The sequence below is a fragment of the Seonamhaeicola sediminis genome (genome assembly GCF_004358095.2).
Taxonomy (GTDB): domain Bacteria; phylum Bacteroidota; class Bacteroidia; order Flavobacteriales; family Flavobacteriaceae; genus Seonamhaeicola; species Seonamhaeicola sediminis.
The window spans coordinates 56,571-77,143 of sequence record NZ_SMZJ02000004.1 but is presented as its reverse complement, the minus strand read 5'-3'; the positions used below and the strand labels follow the sequence as shown (position 1 = coordinate 77,143).

General features: G+C 33.4%; 19 protein-coding genes. 10 read left to right on the top strand and 9 right to left on the bottom strand.

Annotation, left to right across the window (positions count from 1 at the left end):
• Positions 1 to 17: 17 nt before the first annotated feature.
• The 3 genes from E1J38_RS06645 to E1J38_RS06635 all read right to left on the bottom strand — a co-directional run bounded on the left by E1J38_RS06645 (position 18) and on the right by E1J38_RS06635 (position 1,732).
• Positions 18 to 248 carry a hypothetical protein gene (locus E1J38_RS06645; RefSeq protein ID WP_133355270.1) on the bottom strand — a complete coding sequence of 77 codons (231 nt, stop codon included), beginning with the start codon at positions 246 to 248 and terminating at the stop codon, positions 18 to 20.
• Positions 249 to 384: 136 nt separating this feature from the next.
• On the bottom strand, positions 385 to 870 hold the full coding sequence (gene ribH / locus E1J38_RS06640) for a 6,7-dimethyl-8-ribityllumazine synthase (RefSeq protein WP_133355269.1): 486 nt from the start codon (positions 868 to 870) through the stop codon (positions 385 to 387).
• A gap of 91 nt (positions 871 to 961) precedes the next feature.
• Positions 962 to 1,732, bottom strand: a complete 771-nt coding sequence (locus E1J38_RS06635; protein ID WP_133355268.1) for a tetratricopeptide repeat protein — start codon at positions 1,730 to 1,732, stop codon at positions 962 to 964.
• 136 nt (positions 1,733 to 1,868) lie between these two features.
• Between E1J38_RS06635 and recF the strand changes: the two genes are divergently transcribed.
• From recF to E1J38_RS06620, 3 genes are all read left to right on the top strand, one after another.
• Positions 1,869 to 2,948 (top strand): DNA replication/repair protein RecF, encoded by a 1,080-nt coding sequence (gene recF, locus E1J38_RS06630; protein WP_133355267.1) that lies wholly within the window; start codon positions 1,869 to 1,871, stop codon positions 2,946 to 2,948.
• A 72-nt stretch (positions 2,949 to 3,020) separates the two neighbouring features.
• Complete coding sequence (locus E1J38_RS06625; protein ID WP_133355266.1) at positions 3,021 to 3,317, top strand: DciA family protein; 297 nt, start codon at positions 3,021 to 3,023, stop codon at positions 3,315 to 3,317.
• Between the two features lie 134 nt (positions 3,318 to 3,451).
• The gene (locus tag E1J38_RS06620) at positions 3,452 to 3,643 is read left to right on the top strand and encodes a cold-shock protein (protein WP_133355265.1); all 192 of its coding nucleotides are present in this window, start codon (positions 3,452 to 3,454) and stop codon (positions 3,641 to 3,643) included.
• Between the two features lie 84 nt (positions 3,644 to 3,727).
• Here E1J38_RS06620 and E1J38_RS06615 read toward each other — a convergent pair whose 3' ends face one another.
• The gene (locus tag E1J38_RS06615; RefSeq protein ID WP_133355264.1) at positions 3,728 to 4,147 is read right to left on the bottom strand and encodes a nucleoside-diphosphate kinase; all 420 of its coding nucleotides are present in this window, start codon (positions 4,145 to 4,147) and stop codon (positions 3,728 to 3,730) included.
• An 86-nt stretch (positions 4,148 to 4,233) separates the two neighbouring features.
• Here E1J38_RS06615 and E1J38_RS06610 point away from each other — a divergent pair, with 86 nt between their 5' ends.
• The 6 genes from E1J38_RS06610 to E1J38_RS06585 all read left to right on the top strand — a co-directional run bounded on the left by E1J38_RS06610 (position 4,234) and on the right by E1J38_RS06585 (position 9,799).
• Positions 4,234 to 5,253: a DHH family phosphoesterase gene (locus E1J38_RS06610; protein WP_133355263.1), complete on the top strand. Its 1,020-nt coding sequence runs from the start codon at positions 4,234 to 4,236 to the stop codon at positions 5,251 to 5,253.
• Complete coding sequence (gene gldI, locus E1J38_RS06605) at positions 5,246 to 5,788, top strand: gliding motility-associated peptidyl-prolyl isomerase GldI (protein ID WP_133355262.1); 543 nt, start codon at positions 5,246 to 5,248, stop codon at positions 5,786 to 5,788. The genes E1J38_RS06610 and gldI overlap by 8 nt, the downstream gene beginning before the upstream one ends.
• Positions 5,789 to 6,916 carry a peptidylprolyl isomerase gene (locus E1J38_RS06600; RefSeq protein ID WP_133355261.1) on the top strand — a complete coding sequence of 376 codons (1,128 nt, stop codon included), beginning with the start codon at positions 5,789 to 5,791 and terminating at the stop codon, positions 6,914 to 6,916. It begins immediately after the preceding gene.
• A gap of 145 nt (positions 6,917 to 7,061) precedes the next feature.
• The gene (gene lgt / locus E1J38_RS06595; RefSeq protein WP_133355260.1) at positions 7,062 to 7,991 is read left to right on the top strand and encodes a prolipoprotein diacylglyceryl transferase; all 930 of its coding nucleotides are present in this window, start codon (positions 7,062 to 7,064) and stop codon (positions 7,989 to 7,991) included.
• Positions 7,991 to 8,461 (top strand): DUF192 domain-containing protein, encoded by a 471-nt coding sequence (locus tag E1J38_RS06590; protein ID WP_133355259.1) that lies wholly within the window; start codon positions 7,991 to 7,993, stop codon positions 8,459 to 8,461. The genes lgt and E1J38_RS06590 overlap by 1 nt, the downstream gene beginning before the upstream one ends.
• A gap of 144 nt (positions 8,462 to 8,605) precedes the next feature.
• The gene (locus E1J38_RS06585) at positions 8,606 to 9,799 is read left to right on the top strand and encodes an MFS transporter (RefSeq protein ID WP_133355258.1); all 1,194 of its coding nucleotides are present in this window, start codon (positions 8,606 to 8,608) and stop codon (positions 9,797 to 9,799) included.
• A 20-nt stretch (positions 9,800 to 9,819) separates the two neighbouring features.
• Here E1J38_RS06585 and secDF read toward each other — a convergent pair whose 3' ends face one another.
• The 5 genes from secDF to gyrB form a co-directional block, all read right to left on the bottom strand.
• Complete coding sequence (gene secDF / locus E1J38_RS06580) at positions 9,820 to 12,822, bottom strand: protein translocase subunit SecDF (protein ID WP_133355257.1); 3,003 nt, start codon at positions 12,820 to 12,822, stop codon at positions 9,820 to 9,822.
• 226 nt (positions 12,823 to 13,048) lie between these two features.
• The gene (locus tag E1J38_RS06575) at positions 13,049 to 13,648 is read right to left on the bottom strand and encodes a hypothetical protein (RefSeq protein WP_133355256.1); all 600 of its coding nucleotides are present in this window, start codon (positions 13,646 to 13,648) and stop codon (positions 13,049 to 13,051) included.
• A gap of 67 nt (positions 13,649 to 13,715) precedes the next feature.
• On the bottom strand, positions 13,716 to 14,648 hold the full coding sequence (locus E1J38_RS06570; protein ID WP_133355255.1) for a malate dehydrogenase: 933 nt from the start codon (positions 14,646 to 14,648) through the stop codon (positions 13,716 to 13,718).
• A gap of 249 nt (positions 14,649 to 14,897) precedes the next feature.
• Positions 14,898 to 15,935, bottom strand: a complete 1,038-nt coding sequence (locus E1J38_RS06565) for a DUF6588 family protein (protein ID WP_133355254.1) — start codon at positions 15,933 to 15,935, stop codon at positions 14,898 to 14,900.
• Between the two features lie 279 nt (positions 15,936 to 16,214).
• Positions 16,215 to 18,158, bottom strand: a complete 1,944-nt coding sequence (gene gyrB, locus E1J38_RS06560) for a DNA topoisomerase (ATP-hydrolyzing) subunit B (protein WP_133355253.1) — start codon at positions 18,156 to 18,158, stop codon at positions 16,215 to 16,217.
• Between the two features lie 885 nt (positions 18,159 to 19,043).
• On the opposite strand from gyrB, the gene E1J38_RS06555 reads away from it, so the two are divergent.
• Positions 19,044 to 20,312 carry a porin gene (locus E1J38_RS06555; RefSeq protein WP_133355252.1) on the top strand — a complete coding sequence of 423 codons (1,269 nt, stop codon included), beginning with the start codon at positions 19,044 to 19,046 and terminating at the stop codon, positions 20,310 to 20,312.
• The last annotated feature ends 261 nt before the right edge of the window (positions 20,313 to 20,573 follow it).

Here is a 20,573-nt window from a genome sequence, read left to right as displayed (position 1 = left end):
ATTTCTAAGTTTTTGAGTTACATGTATCTTTTTTCTAATACATACATGACAATCAATAATAGTACCAAAGCCAAAATTAGAATTCGTACAGACATGGTACCTTTAACTTTTCGCTTACCTTCCCTAGTGGCTCTCCATCTGGAAACAAATTCTTTTTCAGGGTTTTCTTCGGCATTGGAATCTGATTGATTCTCTTTTGAAAACCTAGGCTGATAGTTGAATCTTTTATTTTTTTTCTGTTTAAACAAATTAACAGTGCTAAATCTCAAAAATACAAACTAAAGTTTGAAGTTAAAAGCAGAAAGCACGAAGTTAACAGAAAGTTATAAAGATTATAAAAGCTACAGACTGAAGACTAATTAAATGCTTTTACAAAAAAAAACACTAACTGTTTTTACGAAGTTCTGCCATTTTAATGGCAGCTATGGCAGCTTCGGTTCCTTTGTTACCATGCTTTCCTCCAGAACGTGCTTGAGCTTGTGCTAAAGTGTCATCGGTAAGCACACAAAAAATTACCGGAACCTCCCGCATCACATTGAGGTCTTTAATACCTTGAGACACAGCTTCACATACAAAATCGAAATGCTTGGTTTCTCCTTTAATAACGCTGCCTATAGCAATCACCGCATGCACCATTTGTTCCTGCATTTTTTTACTACCATAAATAAGCTCAAAACTTCCTGGAACATTCCAACGTATGATATTATTGGGCAGTACACCATTATCAATTAAAGCATCTTGGGCCCCTTGATAAAGTGCTTCAGTAATAGAATCGTTCCATTCAGAAACAACAATCCCAAACCGAAATTTACTCGCGTTTGGGATTGTTGTTTTATCGTATTCTGATAAGTTTTTATTTTCTGTTGCCATTTTACTCGATAATCGAGATTTAATTATTCTAGGTTTTACTAGAGAACAATAATTCTTTAAATATTGCTTCTCAACCTAAAACAAAGTTGTTTTACTTGTTAGCTAAAACAGTTGCTTTACCTATAAACACGTCAATATTTGAAGCCTCTGTAGATTCGGGATAATCAGCTTTAATTCTTTCAAAATAAGACAATGCTTTAACGGCTTTTCCTAAATCTAGCGCAATGTTACCAGCTTTATATAAGTACATGGGCGTAGTAAACTCATTGTCACGCAATTTAATAGCTTGCTCATAATAATCTAAGGCATCTTCTGGCTGATTTAACTGCACAAATGCGTCACCAATATTACCTTTAGCTAATGGCGCTAAAATCTCGTCGTCACTCTTAAAATTGCTTAAGTGCTCCACTGCATTTTTGTAATCTTTCAACCTTAAATAAGCAGTTCCCGCATAATAACTCGCTAGATTAGCTGCATCAGTACCACTGTATTCATTTATAATATCTAACATACCAAACTTGCCTTCTCCTCCGTTCAAAGCTAAGTTGTAAAGCGAATCTTTTGCAACTGCTGTTTGGGCTTCATCAAAGTACTTTTGCGCTTGAAACATATCGTTCATAGCAGTTATTTGTTTGGGCTTTGCTATAAATTCTTTATAACCCATAGTTCCTAAAACCACAGCAGCTACTACCCCAATGATTATGAAAATATATTTTTGATTCTTTTCAACAAAAGCTTCGGTTTTTGAAGCGCCTTCATCAAGGGTATTAAAAACCTCTGCTGTTGTAGATCCTTCTTCAATATTCTGTTGCTTTTCTTCCTTGGTTTTTGGTTTATATCCTCTCTTCTTGTACGTTGCCATATATTATAAATTAATGCGCCGCAAAAATATAATTTTTCTTAATAACTAAAAGGCTATTTATTTGATATTTTTCAATAATTTGCACTTCTCTTTACAGTTTTTTTGCTAAAACAGACTTTAAATTACATTGGGCTACATGATTTTAAAATCGCTTTCATTACTTAACTACAAAAATTTTGATAGCAAATCTTTTGTTTTCAATGAAAAAATAAATTGTATTGTTGGTAATAATGGCATTGGGAAAACAAACGTATTAGATGCTATCTACCACTTGTCTTTTGGTAAAAGTTATTTCAATCCAGTGGCTACTCAAAATATAAAACATGGTGAAGATTTTTTTGTGGTTAATGGTGATTATGATAAAGATGACAAAACCGAAAAAATAGTTGTTAGCCTTAAACGTGGCCAGAAAAAAGTTATTAAGCGTAACGGTAAAGCCTACGAAAAATTTAGTGAACACATTGGTTTTTTACCTTTAGTAATTATCTCACCAGCAGACAGAGACCTAATAATTGAAGGCAGTGATACCAGGCGAAAATTTATTGATAGTGTGATTTCTCAAAGCGACAAAACGTATTTAAGTCTCCTAATTAATTACAATAAAATACTGGCACAACGTAATGCTTTGTTGAAATATTTTGCTTTGAACCATACATTCAACAGTGACACTTTAGAGGTTTACAACAATCAACTCACCGAATACGGTTCCCAAATTTTTGAAAAGCGTAACGCTTTTTTAAAAGTTTTTATACCTATATTCAAAGAGCGTTACAAAGCAATTAGTAGTGGTAATGAAGTGGTTGATTTGGTTTATCATAGTCATTTGTTTGAAGATGGTCTAAACACGCTTTTAACAAACGTTCTTAATAAAGACAAAGCGCTGCAATACACTAGTGTTGGTATTCATAAAGACGATTTACATTTCAATATTGAAACCCATCCTATCAAAAAATTTGGAAGCCAAGGACAACAAAAATCGTTTTTAATTGCCTTAAAATTAGCTCAGTTTGATTTTATAAAAGCCCAAAGTGGTGTACTACCTATTTTATTATTAGATGATATTTTTGATAAACTAGATGAACAACGTGTTGCTCAAATTATTAAATTAGTGGATGGTGAGAATTTTGGACAGTTATTTATTAGCGACACCCACGCAGACCGTACCGAAAAGGCCGTTAAACAGGTGCATCTATCTTATGAAATATTTAAATTGTAAAATTGACCGATGACCAATAACAAATATATTGTATTTGCAAACTCAATAATAAAATTATAAGCTATAAGAAAAATGCCTAAACGCCATAACGAACATATCAGTATCAAAGATGCTTTAAAGCAGTTTGTAGAAGCCAATAATCTAGAAAATGGCTTAGATAAGGTTAATGTTGCCGATGCTTGGGAAAAACTTATGGGTAATGGTGTAAATAACTATACAACCTCTATCAATTTACAAAGAGACACGCTACATATTCAGTTAAGCTCCAGTGTTTTGCGTGAAGAATTAAGCTACGGTAAACAAAAGATTATCAATATGCTTAACGAAGAATTAGGCAAAGAAATCATTAAAAAACTAATTTTAAGATAAACACCCTAAACACTGATTATCAGTGGGTTTAAAAGTTAAATTTAAAAAATTATTGAAAATTAATGATAATTTAATGATTTACAACGCTTTTAAATATTACCTTCGCAACAATAATAATTTAATTTTTTTTTAAAATGAGTAAAGGAACAGTTAAATTCTTTAATGATTCTAAAGGTTATGGGTTCATTACAGAAGAAGGTTCAAACAAAGAACATTTTGTTCACATTTCTGGATTGATTGATGAGATTAAAGAAGGTGATGATGTTGAATTCGATCTACAGGAAGGTAGAAAAGGTTTAAACGCAGTAAACGTAAAAGTTATCTAATTATAATTATTTTACTTTTTATTGACAATTTAAAAATCCCGCAACTGTGTTGCGGGATTTTTTTATACTAGTTATTATATTTAATTAAAACTGCTCTCTTCCTGAAAAATGGAACGCTCCTTCAATAGCAGCATTTTCATCACTATCACTTCCGTGAATAGCATTTTCACTAATAGAGTTGGCATATAATTTTCTAATAGTTCCTTCGGCAGCATCGGCAGGATTAGTGGCTCCAATTAAAGTTCTAAAATCTTCAACTGCATTTTCTTTTTCTAAAATAGCAGCCACTATGGGTCCACGAGTCATATATTCAACCAACTCTCCAAAAAACGGACGCTCGTTATGAATTGCATAAAACGTTTCAGCGTCAGATTTGGTCATCTGTGTTAATTTCATTGCTACAATTCTAAATCCTGAAGCTGAAATCTTTTCTAATATTGCCCCAATGTGTCCTTTCTCAACAGCATCTGGCTTAAGCATTGTAAATGTTCTATTTGTTGCCATTTTAATATTTTAAGTTGGCGCAAAAGTAATGTATTTCTGTTTAAACCCAAATAATCCAATTTTAAAAAATTGTATATTCGTCGTCTATGAATAAACAAGACATTAATAGTATTAAACAGTTACTATCAAACTCTAAAAAGATTGTAATTGTACCTCATAAAAACCCAGATGGTGATGCCATTGGTTCTAGCCTTGGTTTACTACACTACCTCTTAAAAGGAAAACATAAAGCCCAAGTAATCGCCCCAAACGATTATCCTAGTTTTTTAAAATGGATGCCTAATGAAGTTTCTATTTTAAAACACGACTCACAAACCAAGCAGTGTGTTGATTTAATTAATCAAGCTGATATTATTTTTACTTTAGATTTCAATGCATTTCACAGAACCGGTAACATGGAAGCCGTACTCACTGAAAGCAAAGCTCTCAAAATAATGATAGACCATCATCAAGCACCCGATGATTACGCTACATATATGTTTAGTGACGTTGGTATGAGTTCAACCTGCGAAATGATTTATCATTTTATTGATATGCTAGGTGATTTAGATTTAATTGACACTGATATCGCAACCTGCTTGTACGCTGGCATCATGACAGATACAGGCTCTTTTAGGTTTTCTTCAACAACTAGCAAAACGCACAGAATAGTGGCCAATCTAATTGAAAAAGGCGCTAATAATGCTGAAATTCATAATAATGTATATGACACTAATAGTTATAACAAACTACAACTTTTAGGCTGTGCACTTAATAATTTAAAGGTAATCTCAGAATCTAGAACTGCCTATATCACGCTATCACAAGACGAATTAAATCAATACAAATATACCAAAGGCGATACAGAAGGCGTTGTAAATTATGGGTTATCTCTTGAAGGTATTGTACTTGCCGCTATTTTTATTGAAGACAAACAAGAAGGGATTATTAAAATATCGCTTCGTTCTAAAGGCAACTTCTCTGTAAACGACATGTCTCGCAGTCATTTTAACGGTGGTGGACATATAAATGCCGCTGGCGGAAAGAGCTATTCTTCTTTAAAAGATACTGTTGAAAAATTTATTAGTATATTACCTACTTATAATAAAGCCCTAAATAATGAATAAATTACTAACCCTAGCCTTACTTATAATGGTTTTTAGCTGTAAAACACCTGAAGCTAGAAGACCTATTTCATCTAAATCTGGTTCTTTTATAAACGAATCTGTAGCTCGCAATAAAGCTTTAAATAAAAAGGAACAAGCTGCTTTTGAAACTATTATGCAACAAACCAACCAAAACTATATAGCTTCAGAAAGTGGTTTTTGGTATTTTTACAATACTAAAATTGAAGTGGATACTTTAAAAACGCCAGGTTTTGGAGATATTGTAAATTACAATTACAATGTAAAAACGTTGAATGGCCAACTCATATATTCAAAAGAAGATACGAAAACTCAGAACTACACCATGGATAAACAAGAACTTTTCACTGGATTACGAGAAGGTTTAAAGCTCATGAAAACAGGTGAAACAGTGACGTTTTTATTTCCGTCACAAAAAGCATATGGTTATTATGGTGACGAAAATAAAATTGGAACTAACGTACCTCTCATATGTGAAGTAACCGTAAACTCTATTACATCTAATCAAGACCAATAAATGCGCTGTTTTAGTAATAGCATCAATTTTATTTTTCTACTTTCTTTAGTAGTTTTTTCATCTTGTAAAAAGTCTTACTCTAATCTTGAAGATGGGCTATATGCCGAAATAAAAACCACTAAAGGTAATATGGTTGCCAAATTAGCGTTTAAAAAAGTTCCTGTTACTGTTGCTAATTTTGTATCGCTTGCTGAAGGCACTAATACTCTTGTAGATAGTATTTATTTGGAAAAGAAATTTTATAACGGACTCACGTTTCATAGGGTAGTAGACTCTTTTATGATTCAGGGTGGAGACCCTTTAGCAAATGGCAGAGGAAACCCTGGGTATAGATTTAAAAATGAATTTCATCCAGATTTAAACCACAATAAACCTGGTGTATTAGCAATGGCCAATGGTGGTCCAAACACTAATGGTAGTCAGTTCTATATCACAGAGGTTCCAAGACCTGACCTCAATAACCATTATAGTGTTTTTGGTGAATTAGTGATGGGTGCCGAGGTTCAAGATAGCATTTCTAATGTGAAAACCGATGCAAACGAAAAACCGCTTGAAGATATTATTATTGAAGAAATAAATATTATTAGAAAAGGAAAAGGCGCCGAAAATTTTAATGCCCCAAAAATTTTCAAAAATCATTTTATTCAAGAAATCCGAAAAGAAAAAAAGAGAAAAGAAAGAGCTAAAGCCATTATTAGAGACACAAAAGAAAAGTTTATAGAACAGCAAGAACAAGCCACTACATTGCCATCTGGATTACAATATTTTATTTCAAAATTAGGCAAAGGTGAAAAACTTTCAGAAAACACTATTGTAAAAACCCACTATACCGTTTACTTTAGTAGCGGAAAACTAATTCAAACCAGTAGCCTTGAAAAAGCAAAAGCCCTAGAGGCTGTTAACGAAAAGCGCCTAAATGTTAATGGTTACCAACCTATTCGCGCAGATATTAGTCCTGATGCCGATATGATTCCTGGTTTTAAAGAAGGTTTACAACAGTTGTGTGTTGGTGATAAAGCTACCTTGTTTATACCGTACCATCTAGCGTATGGAGAATCTGGAAATAGGGGTATTCCTCCCAAAACAGACCTTATTTTTGAAGTAGAAATTCTTGAGATACTCAAGTGACATAAAGCAAAGTTTGATTTTCAAAAAATAACCTTGTAATACCTTATAACTTAAAAATATTCAAACCGATATTATCACATAAGTCAACATAATTTTAACACTTAAGTTATAGTAAACACTTATATTTACACCTTAAAAGTACCTCATGCACGCATTAAAATTTGATTGGAACCCCATAACCGGCATTGACATTGTTGGTAACTTTAAATTGCACTTTTATAGCCTTATGTGGGTAGTTGCCTTTATACTTGGATGGTATATCATGAAGCGTATTTTCACTAAAGAAAAAGTTTCACTCACTTATTTAGACCCCTTATTTATTTACACGGTTTTGGCAACCATGTTAGGTGCTCGCCTCGGGCATGTCTTGTTTTATCAAAGAGAATTGATATCTCAAGATTTCTGGAGTATTTTCCTGCCTTTCAGTTTTAAAGATGGTATAGAATTTACAGGTTTTCAAGGTTTAGCAAGTCATGGGGCTGCTATTGGTATCATTATAGGCATGTATTTATACCGAAGAAAACACAAATACAAAACTCTACTTTGGATATTAGACCGAGTAGTTATTTCAGTGGCTTCAGGTGCCGTTTTTATCAGGATAGGAAATTTCATCAATTCTGAAATCATCGGAAGAGAGTCAGGAGATTTCCCTTTGGGTGTCCGCTTTATTCAAGACTACTATTATAAGAGTCAAATTACGCAGCTAACAGGAATCAAAGACGTTCAAAAGGCATACAATGCTGTTACTGAAAACCCAGAATTTACTAAGTTATTAAACGCTGTTCCTTACCGTCATCCGGCACAATTATACGAATCTTTCAGTTATATTTTTGTGTTTTTAACTCTCTGGTATTTTTACTCAAAAACCCCTAAAAAAGACCAGTCTGGTTTTCTATTTGGGCTATTTCTTATTCTACTCTGGACCGTGCGTTTCTTTGTAGAGTTTGTAAAAGAGCCCCAAGGAGACGAATACATTAATTGGTTTGGCTTACAAACAGGACAATGGTTAAGTATTCCATTCATAATTATTGGCTTGTATTTTATGTTTGTTTACAAACCAAAATCAGCTAGATAATGCTTTTTAGAATTCTTATTGCTACGCTCTTTGTCTCTTGTTTATTTTCTTGTAAAGAAGATAAAAAAGTAATTAAGCAAACCGAAATTTCTTTTAAAAAAGAAGGTGAACTTTCCATACATAAGATTAAAACAGACGCTTCAAAAATCACATTAGACATTGAAATTGCTGATACCGATTTTGATATTCAAACGGGATTAATGTATCGGAGTTCTATGCAAACTAAACAAGGGATGCTGTTTGTTTTTGATGATGAAACCGAACGGTTTTTCTATATGAAAAACACCAAAATTCCGTTAGACCTTATCTTTATTAACGCTAACAAAACCATTGTTAGTTTTCAAGAAAATGCCAAACCTTTTAATGAATCATCACTTCCATCAAATGCTCCAGCTAAATATGTTTTAGAAATTAATGCTGGGTTGGTTGAAACTTGGAACCTTTCGGTTGGAGACAGTTTAAGTTTTTAAGGTTTCATTTAAATTTTAACAACTCTAGTTATGCTGCCTTTTCAAATTCTTTAGTTTGTGAAATTTTCAATTACTAGTATGTAAGTAATTAGACTTATTAGACACAAAGTATTAAAACGATACAGATAGAAAAGTTCCTTATAAATGAATGACAAAAAAATTGTGCTTCCTATAATTGTTATTTCACAATTATTCTGCACCTCATTATGGTTTGCAGGTAATGCGGTTATAGATGATTTAACAAGCAGCCTTCATCTTCAGGAAAGTGCATTGGGATATTTAATATCTACCGTTCAATTTGGTTTCATCATCGGCACCTTATTATTTGCAATTTTTTCAATAGCAGATCGTTTTTCCCCTTCAAAGGTTTTTTTTGTTTGCGCATTTTTAGGTGCCTTGGCCAACTTAAGCATAACTTGGGAAGGCAACTCGTTTTCAAGCATCCTCTTGCTTAGATTTTTGATAGGATTCTTTCTTGCAGGTATCTATCCTGTTGGAATGAAAATAGCCGCTGATTATTATGAAAAAGGCTTAGGTAAATCACTAGGCTTCTTAGTTGGCGCTTTAGTAGTTGGTACAGCTTTACCACACCTATTAAAAGATATAAAAGGTGATTACTCTTGGGAAATAGTATTATTTTCAACCTCTTCTTTGGCTCTATTAGGAGGTTTATTAGTTGTAATCTTAATACCTGATGGGCCTTATAGAGCACCTAATAAGAAATTAAATATCTTATCTACTTTTAATATCTTCAAAGCAAAACCATTTAGATTGTCTGCCTTTGGGTATTTTGGACATATGTGGGAGCTGTACACATTTTGGGCTTTTGTTCCAGTTATCTTACAATATTATACTGAAATACATCCTGAAACATTTTTTAAAACCTCGCTATTATCATTTATCATTATAGGGGTTGGTGGTTTTTCCTGTACTATAGGAGGCTTTTTGGCTCAAAAGATGGGGGCCAAAAAAATGGCATTTATCTCATTATTCTTATCATGCATGTGCTGTCTCATATCTCCTGTGATCTTTTTAATAGAATCTCAGTTTCTATTTGTTACTTTCCTTATTTTTTGGGGTATGGTTGTAATTGCTGATTCTCCACTATTATCAACACTGGTAGCTAAAAATGCACCTTCTACGCTTAAGGGAACAGCTTTAACCATAGTTAATTCTATTGGCTTTGCTATAACTATTGTAAGTATTCAAATTACTAATTTACTAAGAGAAGAGGTAGACGCTCCAGTTATATTAATTGTTTTGGCTTTGGGACCAATACTTGGGTTAATATCACTTAAAAACAAAAAAAGCCTATCAACCAAAGTTGATAGGCCTTAAAAAGAATGAGTTAGTTAGTTTTAGTCCTTCTTCTTTTTATCATCTAATTTTTGTACCGTGTTGTACATAATTGGCGTTGCAATAAATAATGATGAATATGTACCCACAATGACACCAACGATTAAAGCAAACATAAAACCTCTGATAGAATCGCCACCAAAAATAAAAATAGCCAATAATACTACCAAGGTAGTTAAAGAGGTATTTAATGTTCTACTTAATGTACTGCTTAATGATTCGTTTACCACACGGAAAAATTTCCAACTGGTATGCTCATTAAAGAATTCTCTAATTCTATCAAACACTACTACGGTATCATTTAACGAGTAACCTATTACTGTTAATACGGCAGCTATGAATGCTTGGTTAATCTCCATGTTAAATGGCATAAACTTATAAGTTAACGAGAATATACCTAAAACAATTAATACATCATGAAAAACTGCTGCAACAGCACCTAATGAGTATTGCCAACGTTTAAAACGAATTAAAATATAAAGGAACACCACTATTAAAGAACCTAATACCGCCCAAACCGAAGCTTGTTTGATATCATCAGCAATTGTAGGGCTCACTTTATAGGACTCCATTAAACCAACTTGCTTATTTTCATCACTTAAATCAACAAATTGCTCATAATCTACGCCTTCTAAATAAGGTTGTAAACCACTGAAAAGTTTTTCTTTAATTTCCTCATCAACCTCAATTCCACTTTCATTTACTTTATATTTAGTAGTGACTTTTAATTGGTTTGTAGCTCCAAAGGTTTTAGCATCGGCACTTCCAAATACGTCTGGATTAGATAAAGCCCCTGTAATTTCAGAAGCACTTACATCATGTGCAAAACGAACTAGATATGTTCTACCTCCAACAAAATCAACCCCTTGGTCTAATCCGTTAGAGAATAAAGACCCCAAACTTAATGCTATAATGGCACCTGAAATAATAAAGGCTACTTTACGTTTCTTTAAGAAATCTATATTGATATTTCTAAATAAGTTTTTAGTTATTGGTGTAGAGAAGTTTAATGTACCACCTCTGTTCACATACCAATCAATTAATAATCTGGTAATGAAAATGGCAGTAAATAGCGATGTTCCAATACCAATTAATAAGGTTGTTGCAAAACCTTTAATAGGTCCTGTTCCAAAAATGAACAGTATTAATGCTGTTAAACCTGTTGTGATGTTTGCATCTAAAATAGAAGACAGTGCATTACCAAATCCATCTGCAATAGCTTCTTTTTGACCTTTACCTTTAGTAAGTTCTTCTCTTACACGTTCAAAAATAAGCACGTTTGCATCTACAGACATACCAATGGTTAATACAATACCCGCAATACCTGGTAACGTTAGTACAGCGCCTAATCCTGATAAGATTCCGAAGATTAAAAGGATATTCAATGCCATAGCTACATCTGCCATTCCACCCGCTTTTCCATAGTAGAAAATCATCCATAGTAGCACCACTATTAATGCAATGATGAATGACATGGTACCACTATCAATAGCTTCTTGTCCCAATGATGGCCCAACCACTTCACTTGAAATAATATCTGCCGATGCTGGTAACTTACCTGCACGTAACACGTTTGCTAAATCACTTGCCTCTGCAACTGAAAAATCACCCGAAATTGATGAGTTACCACCAGCAATTGGACCAGATGTTACACCTGGAGCCGAATAAACAACATTATCTAAAACAATAGCAATTTGACTACCTTTAGAAAACGCGTCACCGGTCATTTTTTCCCAAATCTTTGCTCCTTTAGAATTCATTTGCATAGACACTTCTGGTCTACCTGTTAGTCCATAACTTACACGAGCATCTGTAACAACTGCACCACTTAACTGCGGTATATCATCCCTATTGCCAACTAAGGCATATAAATCTACAAGCTCTGAGTTTTTATCTGGCTTACCAAATACAAACTTAGCATAGCGCTGTTCTACAGGAAGTAAAGACCTTACCTCTCTTTTATTTAGATACTCAAGTATTTTTTCTTTGTCCTTTAGCTCAAACCTAGCAATAACTGGACCACCTTGGTAACCTGGACCTCTTATTAAATCTAATAATGGGTTAACCGCATTGGCAACCTCTGTAGAGTCTGTTGTGGCATCACCTAGTAGTTCATCAACGGTATCTTGAGCTGTTGCATCTTCAGCATCATTACTTTCGGCTACGTCATTAGCAGCTTCAACTTCTACTAAAGGTTTTAGAGTCTCATTAGCCTGACCTAAAAAGTTAAAGAACAAGTCACCTCTGTAAGCATCCCAAAACTGTAACTGGGCCATGGTGGTAAAATTACGCTCTGCTCTTTCAATATCTTTAGCTCCTGGTAACTCAATTAATATTCTACCAGAATTACCCAAACGCTGAATATTTGGTGAGGTTACCCCTAATCCATCAATACGTTTACGTAGTACTTCGAAGGCAGACACTACAGACTCGTCAATCTTTCTTTGAATAATGGTTTTTACTTCATCATCACTCATACTTCCATCAATCTCACCATCAAGATCTTTGGTGTAAAAAATATCTGGTGAAGCTAACTTAGTGTCTCCTTTTATTTTATCAAATTCAATAAAGAAATCTTCTAAATAAGTATTCTGACTGTTCTTTTGAACTTCAGAAGCATTTTCTAAAGCCGTATTAAAAACCGGATCTTTAGTATTATTTGCTAATCCTTTTAAGATATCTTTTACAGACACTTGAAGAATTACGTTAATACCTCCTTTTAGGTCTAAACCTAAATTCATGGCATTATCCTTTACCTCATCGTATGTGTAATCTAAAACACCTAAAATACTGTAAACAGTATCTTTTGAAATGGCATTTAAGTAATTGGCTTCTTCCTGACTTCTCTTTGCGCGATAGTCTTCTTCGGTTTCAGCTATTGTTTCAATAGCATGAGTTTCGGCTTCACTTTCTACTTGACTTGCTTTAAATGTAAACGATAATTGGTATATACTCACCAACCCGAACAATAAAGCAAACAATTTTACTACTCCTTTGTTTTGCATTCTTTTGTTATTTATATCAAATTTTTCAAATAGGTTTTATATAAATCACCTAAAAACTCTGATAATTATTCTTATGTTATATTTGAAATATAAGCGCTTAAACGCTTTTAATTTTTTATGATTGATTGGGGTTTTAATGTTATTCTGAATAAAATAAAGAATCTTGAGATTCTTCGCTACACTTCGATTGTGCTCAATGTGAAACGCTCAGAAAGACAATTTAGTTTTAGCAAATAGGCCCCGCTCTAACTTCTGGTTCTTTATGTGAAGTATTATCAATTGCAATTGCAATACTCTGGCTTACTTTATAAGCTATTCTTATTAAGTGATCGGACTTATCACTAGGTTGGTTTCCTAATGAAAAATATACATTAGGGTTGCTAAATCTGTCGTAATCATATTTTATTTCTAGAACATACTTACCGCCTAAATTTGATGATTCTGAACCTTTTCTGATATCGTAAACATCAAGATTATATTTAGAAGGCTTGTTAGTACCGCCAGTATCTTTATTATTTGAAGCATAATCAAATACCAAATGCTTTTCTTTTGAAAGCATTTCTTTTATGCTGACAGCCTTTACCTTACTGTGGTAAGTAATTTTTAAAGTACTGTTTTCAGTCTCCTGAACTTCTATGCTTGTGGCACCAACTTCTTGCAGTTGTTTTTTAATATCTGCAATAACGTTCTGAACATCATCCTTAGTAGTCTCTGCATTAACAAACTCCATAACAATTTCCTGATTAGGAAGAGGGTCTTGCTTTTGGCAAACACCAAGAAGTGTTAATGCTATAATTAATGTACTAAAGTACCATTTTGCGTTCATGCGCCAAATATATAAAAATAAAGACTGTATTGCTACAGTCTTTATTGATAAATTATGTAAGTGAATATTAAGCCTCTACATTTAATAATCCGTTGGTTTTTCTAACCCCTTCTGCACTAGATTGCATGTGTGCTTTTTCGGCATCACTTAATGGAATATCAACAATCTTTTCAATACCATCTTTACCCAAAACAACAGGCACACCTATACAAATATCATTCAATCCATACTCACCTTCTAATAAAGTTGAACAAGGGAAGATTTTCTTTTGATCACAGGCTATAGCTTGCACTAAAGCGCTTACTGCAGCTCCAGGAGCATACCACGCCGAAGTTCCTAACAGTTTAGTTAAAGTAGCTCCACCAACTTTAGTGTCGGCTGCAACTTGTTCTAATCTTTCAGTACTTAAAAACTCTGAAACTTTTACACTATTTCTAGTTGCATGACTAGTTAAAGGCACCATACCAGTGTCACTATGACCACCAATTACCATTCCGTCTACATCAGAAATTGGTGCTCCCAAAGCTTCTGCTAATCTGTATTTAAAACGAGCAGAATCTAAAGCACCACCCATACCAATAATTTTGTTTTTAGGTAAATCTGTAGATTGGTGTACTAAGTACGTCATAGTATCCATTGGGTTACTAACCACAATAATGATTGTATCTGGTGAATACGCTATTAAGTTTGAAGACACTGTTTTAACAATACCAGCGTTAATTCCAATTAACTCCTCACGCGTCATACCAGGTTTTCTTGGAATACCTGAAGTAATCACACAAATATTACTGCCGGCTGTTTTGCTATAATCGTTTGTAACACCGGTTATTTTGGTGTCAAATCCATTTAATGATGCTGTTTGCATTAAATCCATAGCTTTCCCTTCAGCATATCCCTCTTTAATGTCTAGTAAAACTACTTCTGAAGCAAAATCTTTTATAGCAATATACTCAGCACAACTTGCACCTACTGCTCCTGCTCCTACTACTGTTACTTTCATGTTCTTAATATTAGTTTGTTAAAATTTTGAATAGTTTTCGGTTTTATATCCCTAAACTTTATGGTATAAAATTTAGTCTTTTTATAGATACATTTAAGACCAAAGTCATGCAAAATTAAGAATTAAAACGCTCTAAATAAAAAAAGTACAAGATTAAATCCTGTACTTTTTTAAAACATAAAATTAAATATAAACTAACTAAAATTAAAACATATATTTTGAAGACTATTCAATGATTCTATTATTATTTTATCTAAATCCGAAATTGATTCCAACCGAAAATGCGTTGAACTCTGATAAATGATACTCTGCATTCAATCTGAAAAAACCCAATTTAAGTTTAGTACCAATAGTTCCTCTTACCGATGATACCTCACTTGATACTGAAAACGGGTCTGTGATTGTTTCTGAAAAAAATGGACCACTAGAAACGGTATATGTTCCTAATAAATCAGATTCTGATTTCCCCTTGATATAACCTAAACCACCATAAAAGTTAATAACAGGTAATTTTGTTGAAGCTATTAGTTGAAACAACCAAGTGTTAGTATCATTTTCAAGTCTCTGGTCATTACCACTCACCCCTGATGACTCTGTTAAATCATAAGATCCATCTAAATGTGTGTAAGCTACCAAACCAGAAATAGCAACTGGCAATATTTTATCTGCAGGCAACCATTTAGTAAATTCCATCTGCAAACCAGCACCGTACATACTAATATCAACGTCTTCGGTATCTATTTTTGGTACAAAACGAGCTTTAATTTCTATACCCTTACCTAACCCTAATGCGCCTTGTATAAATGCTGTTGGCAGCAAATTAGCAGTTTCTGAACCAATACCACTTGGAAGTGTTATCACCTCTTGTTGCTCTCCTAAAATAGGGTCATCATAGGTTACAACTATATCAATATCTGGATCGTTTTCCCCTAGTGCTGTAGATACAGATTTAGAGGTTGATGTATCTGTAAATGAGACTACAAAATCTTGGTCTGGATTACTGTTATAATCTACTAGATTCATTAAAAATGTTTTATTCTCATCTTTCACAGTTGCAGCATTTGCTACAATTGAAATCTCAAAACCACCTAAGGGCTTAGCATCAGCTGTATTAAACCAATTTGAATTCATACTATGCATAAGGCCGTTGGTTCCAGGCATTAAATAGTCGTTAGCAAATTGCTCAGCATTATCAACTCCAGCAGCTAATAAGGCATCAATATCATTTTGAGCTTTTGAAGTAAGTGCCGTGAAACACAATAACATAAGTAAGGTAAACTTTTTCATCTTCTTTTAATTAGGGTAGAACAAACATAAGAAAATATTTGCTAAATATAACATTTAATCGAAAAAAAATACTTTTAATCGATTTTTTTATTTATTTACAGAAACTATTAGGATTGTGACTCATTAAATAATTTATTCCTTCTTGTCTTAACAAGCAAAGAGCAATTACTAAAAAATAATCCTTGTTACACAGTAGTTTAGTGATTTTTTTAGCAATAAAAAACCCCTGTAATGATTCTTACATTACAGGGGTTTAAGGAATAAAATATTTATATTCAATTAAGCATCTATATTCGCATAAATAGCATTCTTTTCAATAAAATCTCTCCTTGGCGGTACTTCATCACCCATCAACATAGAGAAAATTCTATCAGCTTCAGATCCATTGTCTATTTGTACCTGACGCATGGTTCTAAACTCGGGGTTCATGGTAGTATCCCATAGTTGTTCAGCATTCATTTCACCAAGACCTTTATAGCGCTGAATTTTACTACCATCTCCAAACTCAGCTATAATCTCATCGCGTTCTTTATCAGACCAAGCGTAACGCTTTTTAGTACCTCTCCTTACCAAATATAGTGGTGGTGTTGCAATATATACATGTCTGTTTTCAATCAATTCTTTCATATATCTGAAGAAGAATGTTAAGATGAGTGTTGCAATATGACTACCATCAATATCGGCATCACACATAATCACAATTTTGTGATAACGCAATTTTGAAATATTTAATGCCTTACTATCTTCTTCAGTTCCTATGGTTACACCTAGCGCTGTAAAGATGTTTTTAATCTCTTCATTTTCAAACACCTTGTGTTGCATGGCCTTTTCAACATTCAGAATCTTACCTCTTAATGGTAAAATAGCTTGAAAATTTCTATCTCTACCTGCCTTAGCGGTTCCTCCTGCAGAATCACCCTCTACTAAATACAACTCACATTTTTCTGGATCTTGCTCAGAACAATCAGTTAATTTACCAGGCAAGCCACCTATACTCATGACGGTTTTACGCTGAACCATTTCCCGAGCCTTTTGGGCCGCATGACGTGCTTGAGCCGCTAAAATAACTTTCTGAACAATGATTTTCGCATCGTCTGGATGTTCCTCTAAATAATCGGTTAACATCTCAGAAACCGCTTGACTTACAGAAGAAGATACTTCTCTATTTCCAAGCTTTGTTTTGGTTTGTCCTTCAAACTGAGGTTCTGCAACCTTTACCGAAATAATAGCAGTTAACCCTTCACGGAAATCGTCGCCTGAAATATCAAATTTCAATTTATCTGTCATTCCAGAAGAATCAGCATATTTCTTTAGCGTATGAGTCAATCCACGCCTAAACCCTGTTAAGTGCGTCCCTCCTTCATGTGTATTAATGTTATTTACATAAGAGTGCAAATTCTCTGCATAAGAAGTGTTATAAATCATAGCAACCTCAACAGGTATTCCATTTTTATCTCCTTCAAAAGCAATAACGCTTTGCATTAAAGGTTCTCTATTACCATCAAGATACTTAACAAATTCTGTTAAACCATTTTCAGAATAAAATATCTCACCTTCAAACTCTCCCTTATCATCTTTACGGCGCCTGTCTGTAAGCGTAATGGTTATACCTTTATTTAAGAATGCCAGTTCTCTAAGTCTACTGGCCAAGGTATCGTAATTATATTCAATTTCGGTTTGAGTAAAAATTGTAGGGTCTGGTTTAAAAGTTACTAAAGTTCCTGTTTTATCAGAATCTCCTACCGTTTTTACTGGATATAATGTCTTACCGCGCTCATACTCCTGCTCCCATATTTTTCCTTCTCTGTGAACTGTAGCTTTTAAATGCTCTGACAAAGCATTAACACAGCTTACTCCTACCCCATGTAAACCACCAGATACTTTGTACGAATCTTTATCAAATTTTCCTCCAGCACCAATTTTAGTCATAACCACCTCAAGTGCAGATACCCCTTCTTTTTTGTGCATCCCCACTGGAATACCACGACCGTTATCTTCAGTAGTGATAGAATTATCCTCGTTAATGATAACACTTATAGTATCACAATGTCCAGCCAAGGCTTCATCTATTGAATTGTCCACCACCTCATAAACCAGATGATGCAACCCTCTTACCCCAACATCACCAATATACATAGACGGACGCATACGCACGTGCTCCATTCCTTCTAGCGCCTGAATACTATCGGCTGAATAATTGTGTTTTTTTGCTTCTTCGCTCATAAATTCTTGTTTAATATTGTATTTACCGTTCCTAATTCTGATTTTAAAAAAGGTTATTTAAGTTCTAAAATTTTCAATTTTATTTCAAAAATTTAGAATCCAGTTTACACAAAAAAATGACGCGTATGCATCATTTCTCCTAATAACAAATATACGAAATATAGAAGCCTTTAAAAAGCTTTTTATGGAGTTTATACAAAAATTATCAACAATTGTTAACTAGTTAAAAGTCGCTTAAAAAGCTTTAAAAGCGCCTTAAAATTGATTTTAACGATTTTTTTCACAAACGTAAAACCTTAACTAATCAAAAATGCTTTACAAGCCTTATTTGGTATTATAAGAATACTAATAATTGGCTAAAAAAAGTAACTTTCACCCGTTGTGCATTTTAATTAAACTCTGTCAATTCGAGTGGATTTCACGATTGAAATGAGTGAAATTTGTATCAAGAATTAAGGGTTTTGTAAGAAAAAAGCTCTCGGTACAATTTTTCGTTCCTCAAAATCACTCGAACTGACATTAATTTCGTTTGAATGTTTCAAAATGCACAACGGGTTAACTTTCTTATTCATCTAAATCATTCAGTAATACATCCTGAAACATTTTCTATAACATAAAATCTTCTTACATATAATGGTTTTATTGCTTTTTTTACCAAGCTATTCTGAATAATAGAAAAATTATTACATTAAGGAATATTAAACAAAAGTAGCCTAACCCAAAAGATTGACGAAAACAATATGGCTGGATTGATAAAAATAGCTCTAGAAAAAAATTGATTTATTTTTTTATTTAAATAAAGCTACTAAAATATGACTCTTATCACTTTATATAACCTTAATTACTTTTAGTTTTGCCTCTTAAATTATAAAAAGTAGTTTTAAAATGATATGTACTAGAAATGTCAAAGGAAAGTTTGTTATTGCTTTGGCTCTATTGTTTCCTTTTCTGTTGTTATCTCAAGATAATAAAGAAGAAAAACCAAAAATAAACTGGAATATAACCTCTCAAATATGGCTTCGGTATTCTGATTTAAATGAAGGGTCTACAATACAAGGCGAACCTACATCAGAGTTTTTTGATATTTCAATTCGAAGATTACGTATCCCTGTGAGTTGCCAAGTTACACCAAAAATTTATATGTACGCCATTTTTGGCGGTAACAATTTTAATTTTAAAAATAAAGACCTCCCCCTCGAAATACTTGATCTTTACGCAGAATATACCTTTAATAAATATTTTGAAGTTGGTGTGGGTAAATCTGGCTGGCAAGGATTAAACAGATGGAACATTAGATCCAGCAAGACATTGATGGGCCTAGACTCTCCTCTTTTTACATTGAACTCTGTTGAAAAAAATGATGATATTGGTCGGTTATTTGGCGCTTGGATTAAGGGACAAGCTGGAAAATGGGATTATCGGGTAGCTTTTAACCGCCCGTTCTTTGTAACTGCAATACCAAGCGGCGAAGTTAATTTTGCCAATAACAAACCTAGAGTAAAAACTTCGGCATATGTAAAATATCAGATTTTTGAAAATGAATCTAACAAATCTGCCTACCAAACCGGAACCTATATACAAAACAAAAAAGTATTTAATATAGGTGCTGGTTTTCAATTCCAATCAGACGCTATGAGTGATGGTGACGCAAGATTAGAAACGACTACGTTATACGATATATCTCATTTTGCGGCAGACTCGTTTTTAAATTTACCGCTTTCAAATGGAGATGCAATTACTGCTTATCTTGGCTATTATGATTATGATTTTGGTAAAGATTATATAAGAAATGTTGGTGCCAACAACCCTACATCTGGCGGTGGCACTGATTTTAATGGTTCTGGAGTTGCGTTCCCAATGATTGGAACAGGCACTACATGGTACAGCCAGTTTGGTTATGCATTCAAGCAGACTAAAATTTTCAACTACGCTGTGGTAATACAACCTAACATTGCAATACAGCATTCTGATTGGGATAAACTAGCAGATAAAATGACTGTTTATGACCTTACGATAAACTTTTTGGTAAATGGCTCACATGACAACAAATTAAGCTTGGGATATCAACACAGACCAATTTTTGATGCCGATAATTTGCGACAAAAAAATTATAAAGGAATGGCAGTAATGCAATATCAAATATCATTAAAATAAAGTCTGCTTATGCCTTTTCCTGTTGAGTGTTAGAAAATAATGATATGAAATTGAATACATAATGGAACTTTTTTTTAACCTGCAAATAGCTTATAAAACAGGTTTACAATAAAAATAATATTAATTCGATAACTATGATATGGCCTACTAACAAATTGTTAATATGCTTCAAATTGATGAAACAATAACAATTTATTATGTAAAATTAAGTTATAAACATGAAGAATTATCAGAATTAGTTTAAAAACCTTAAAATTAAAA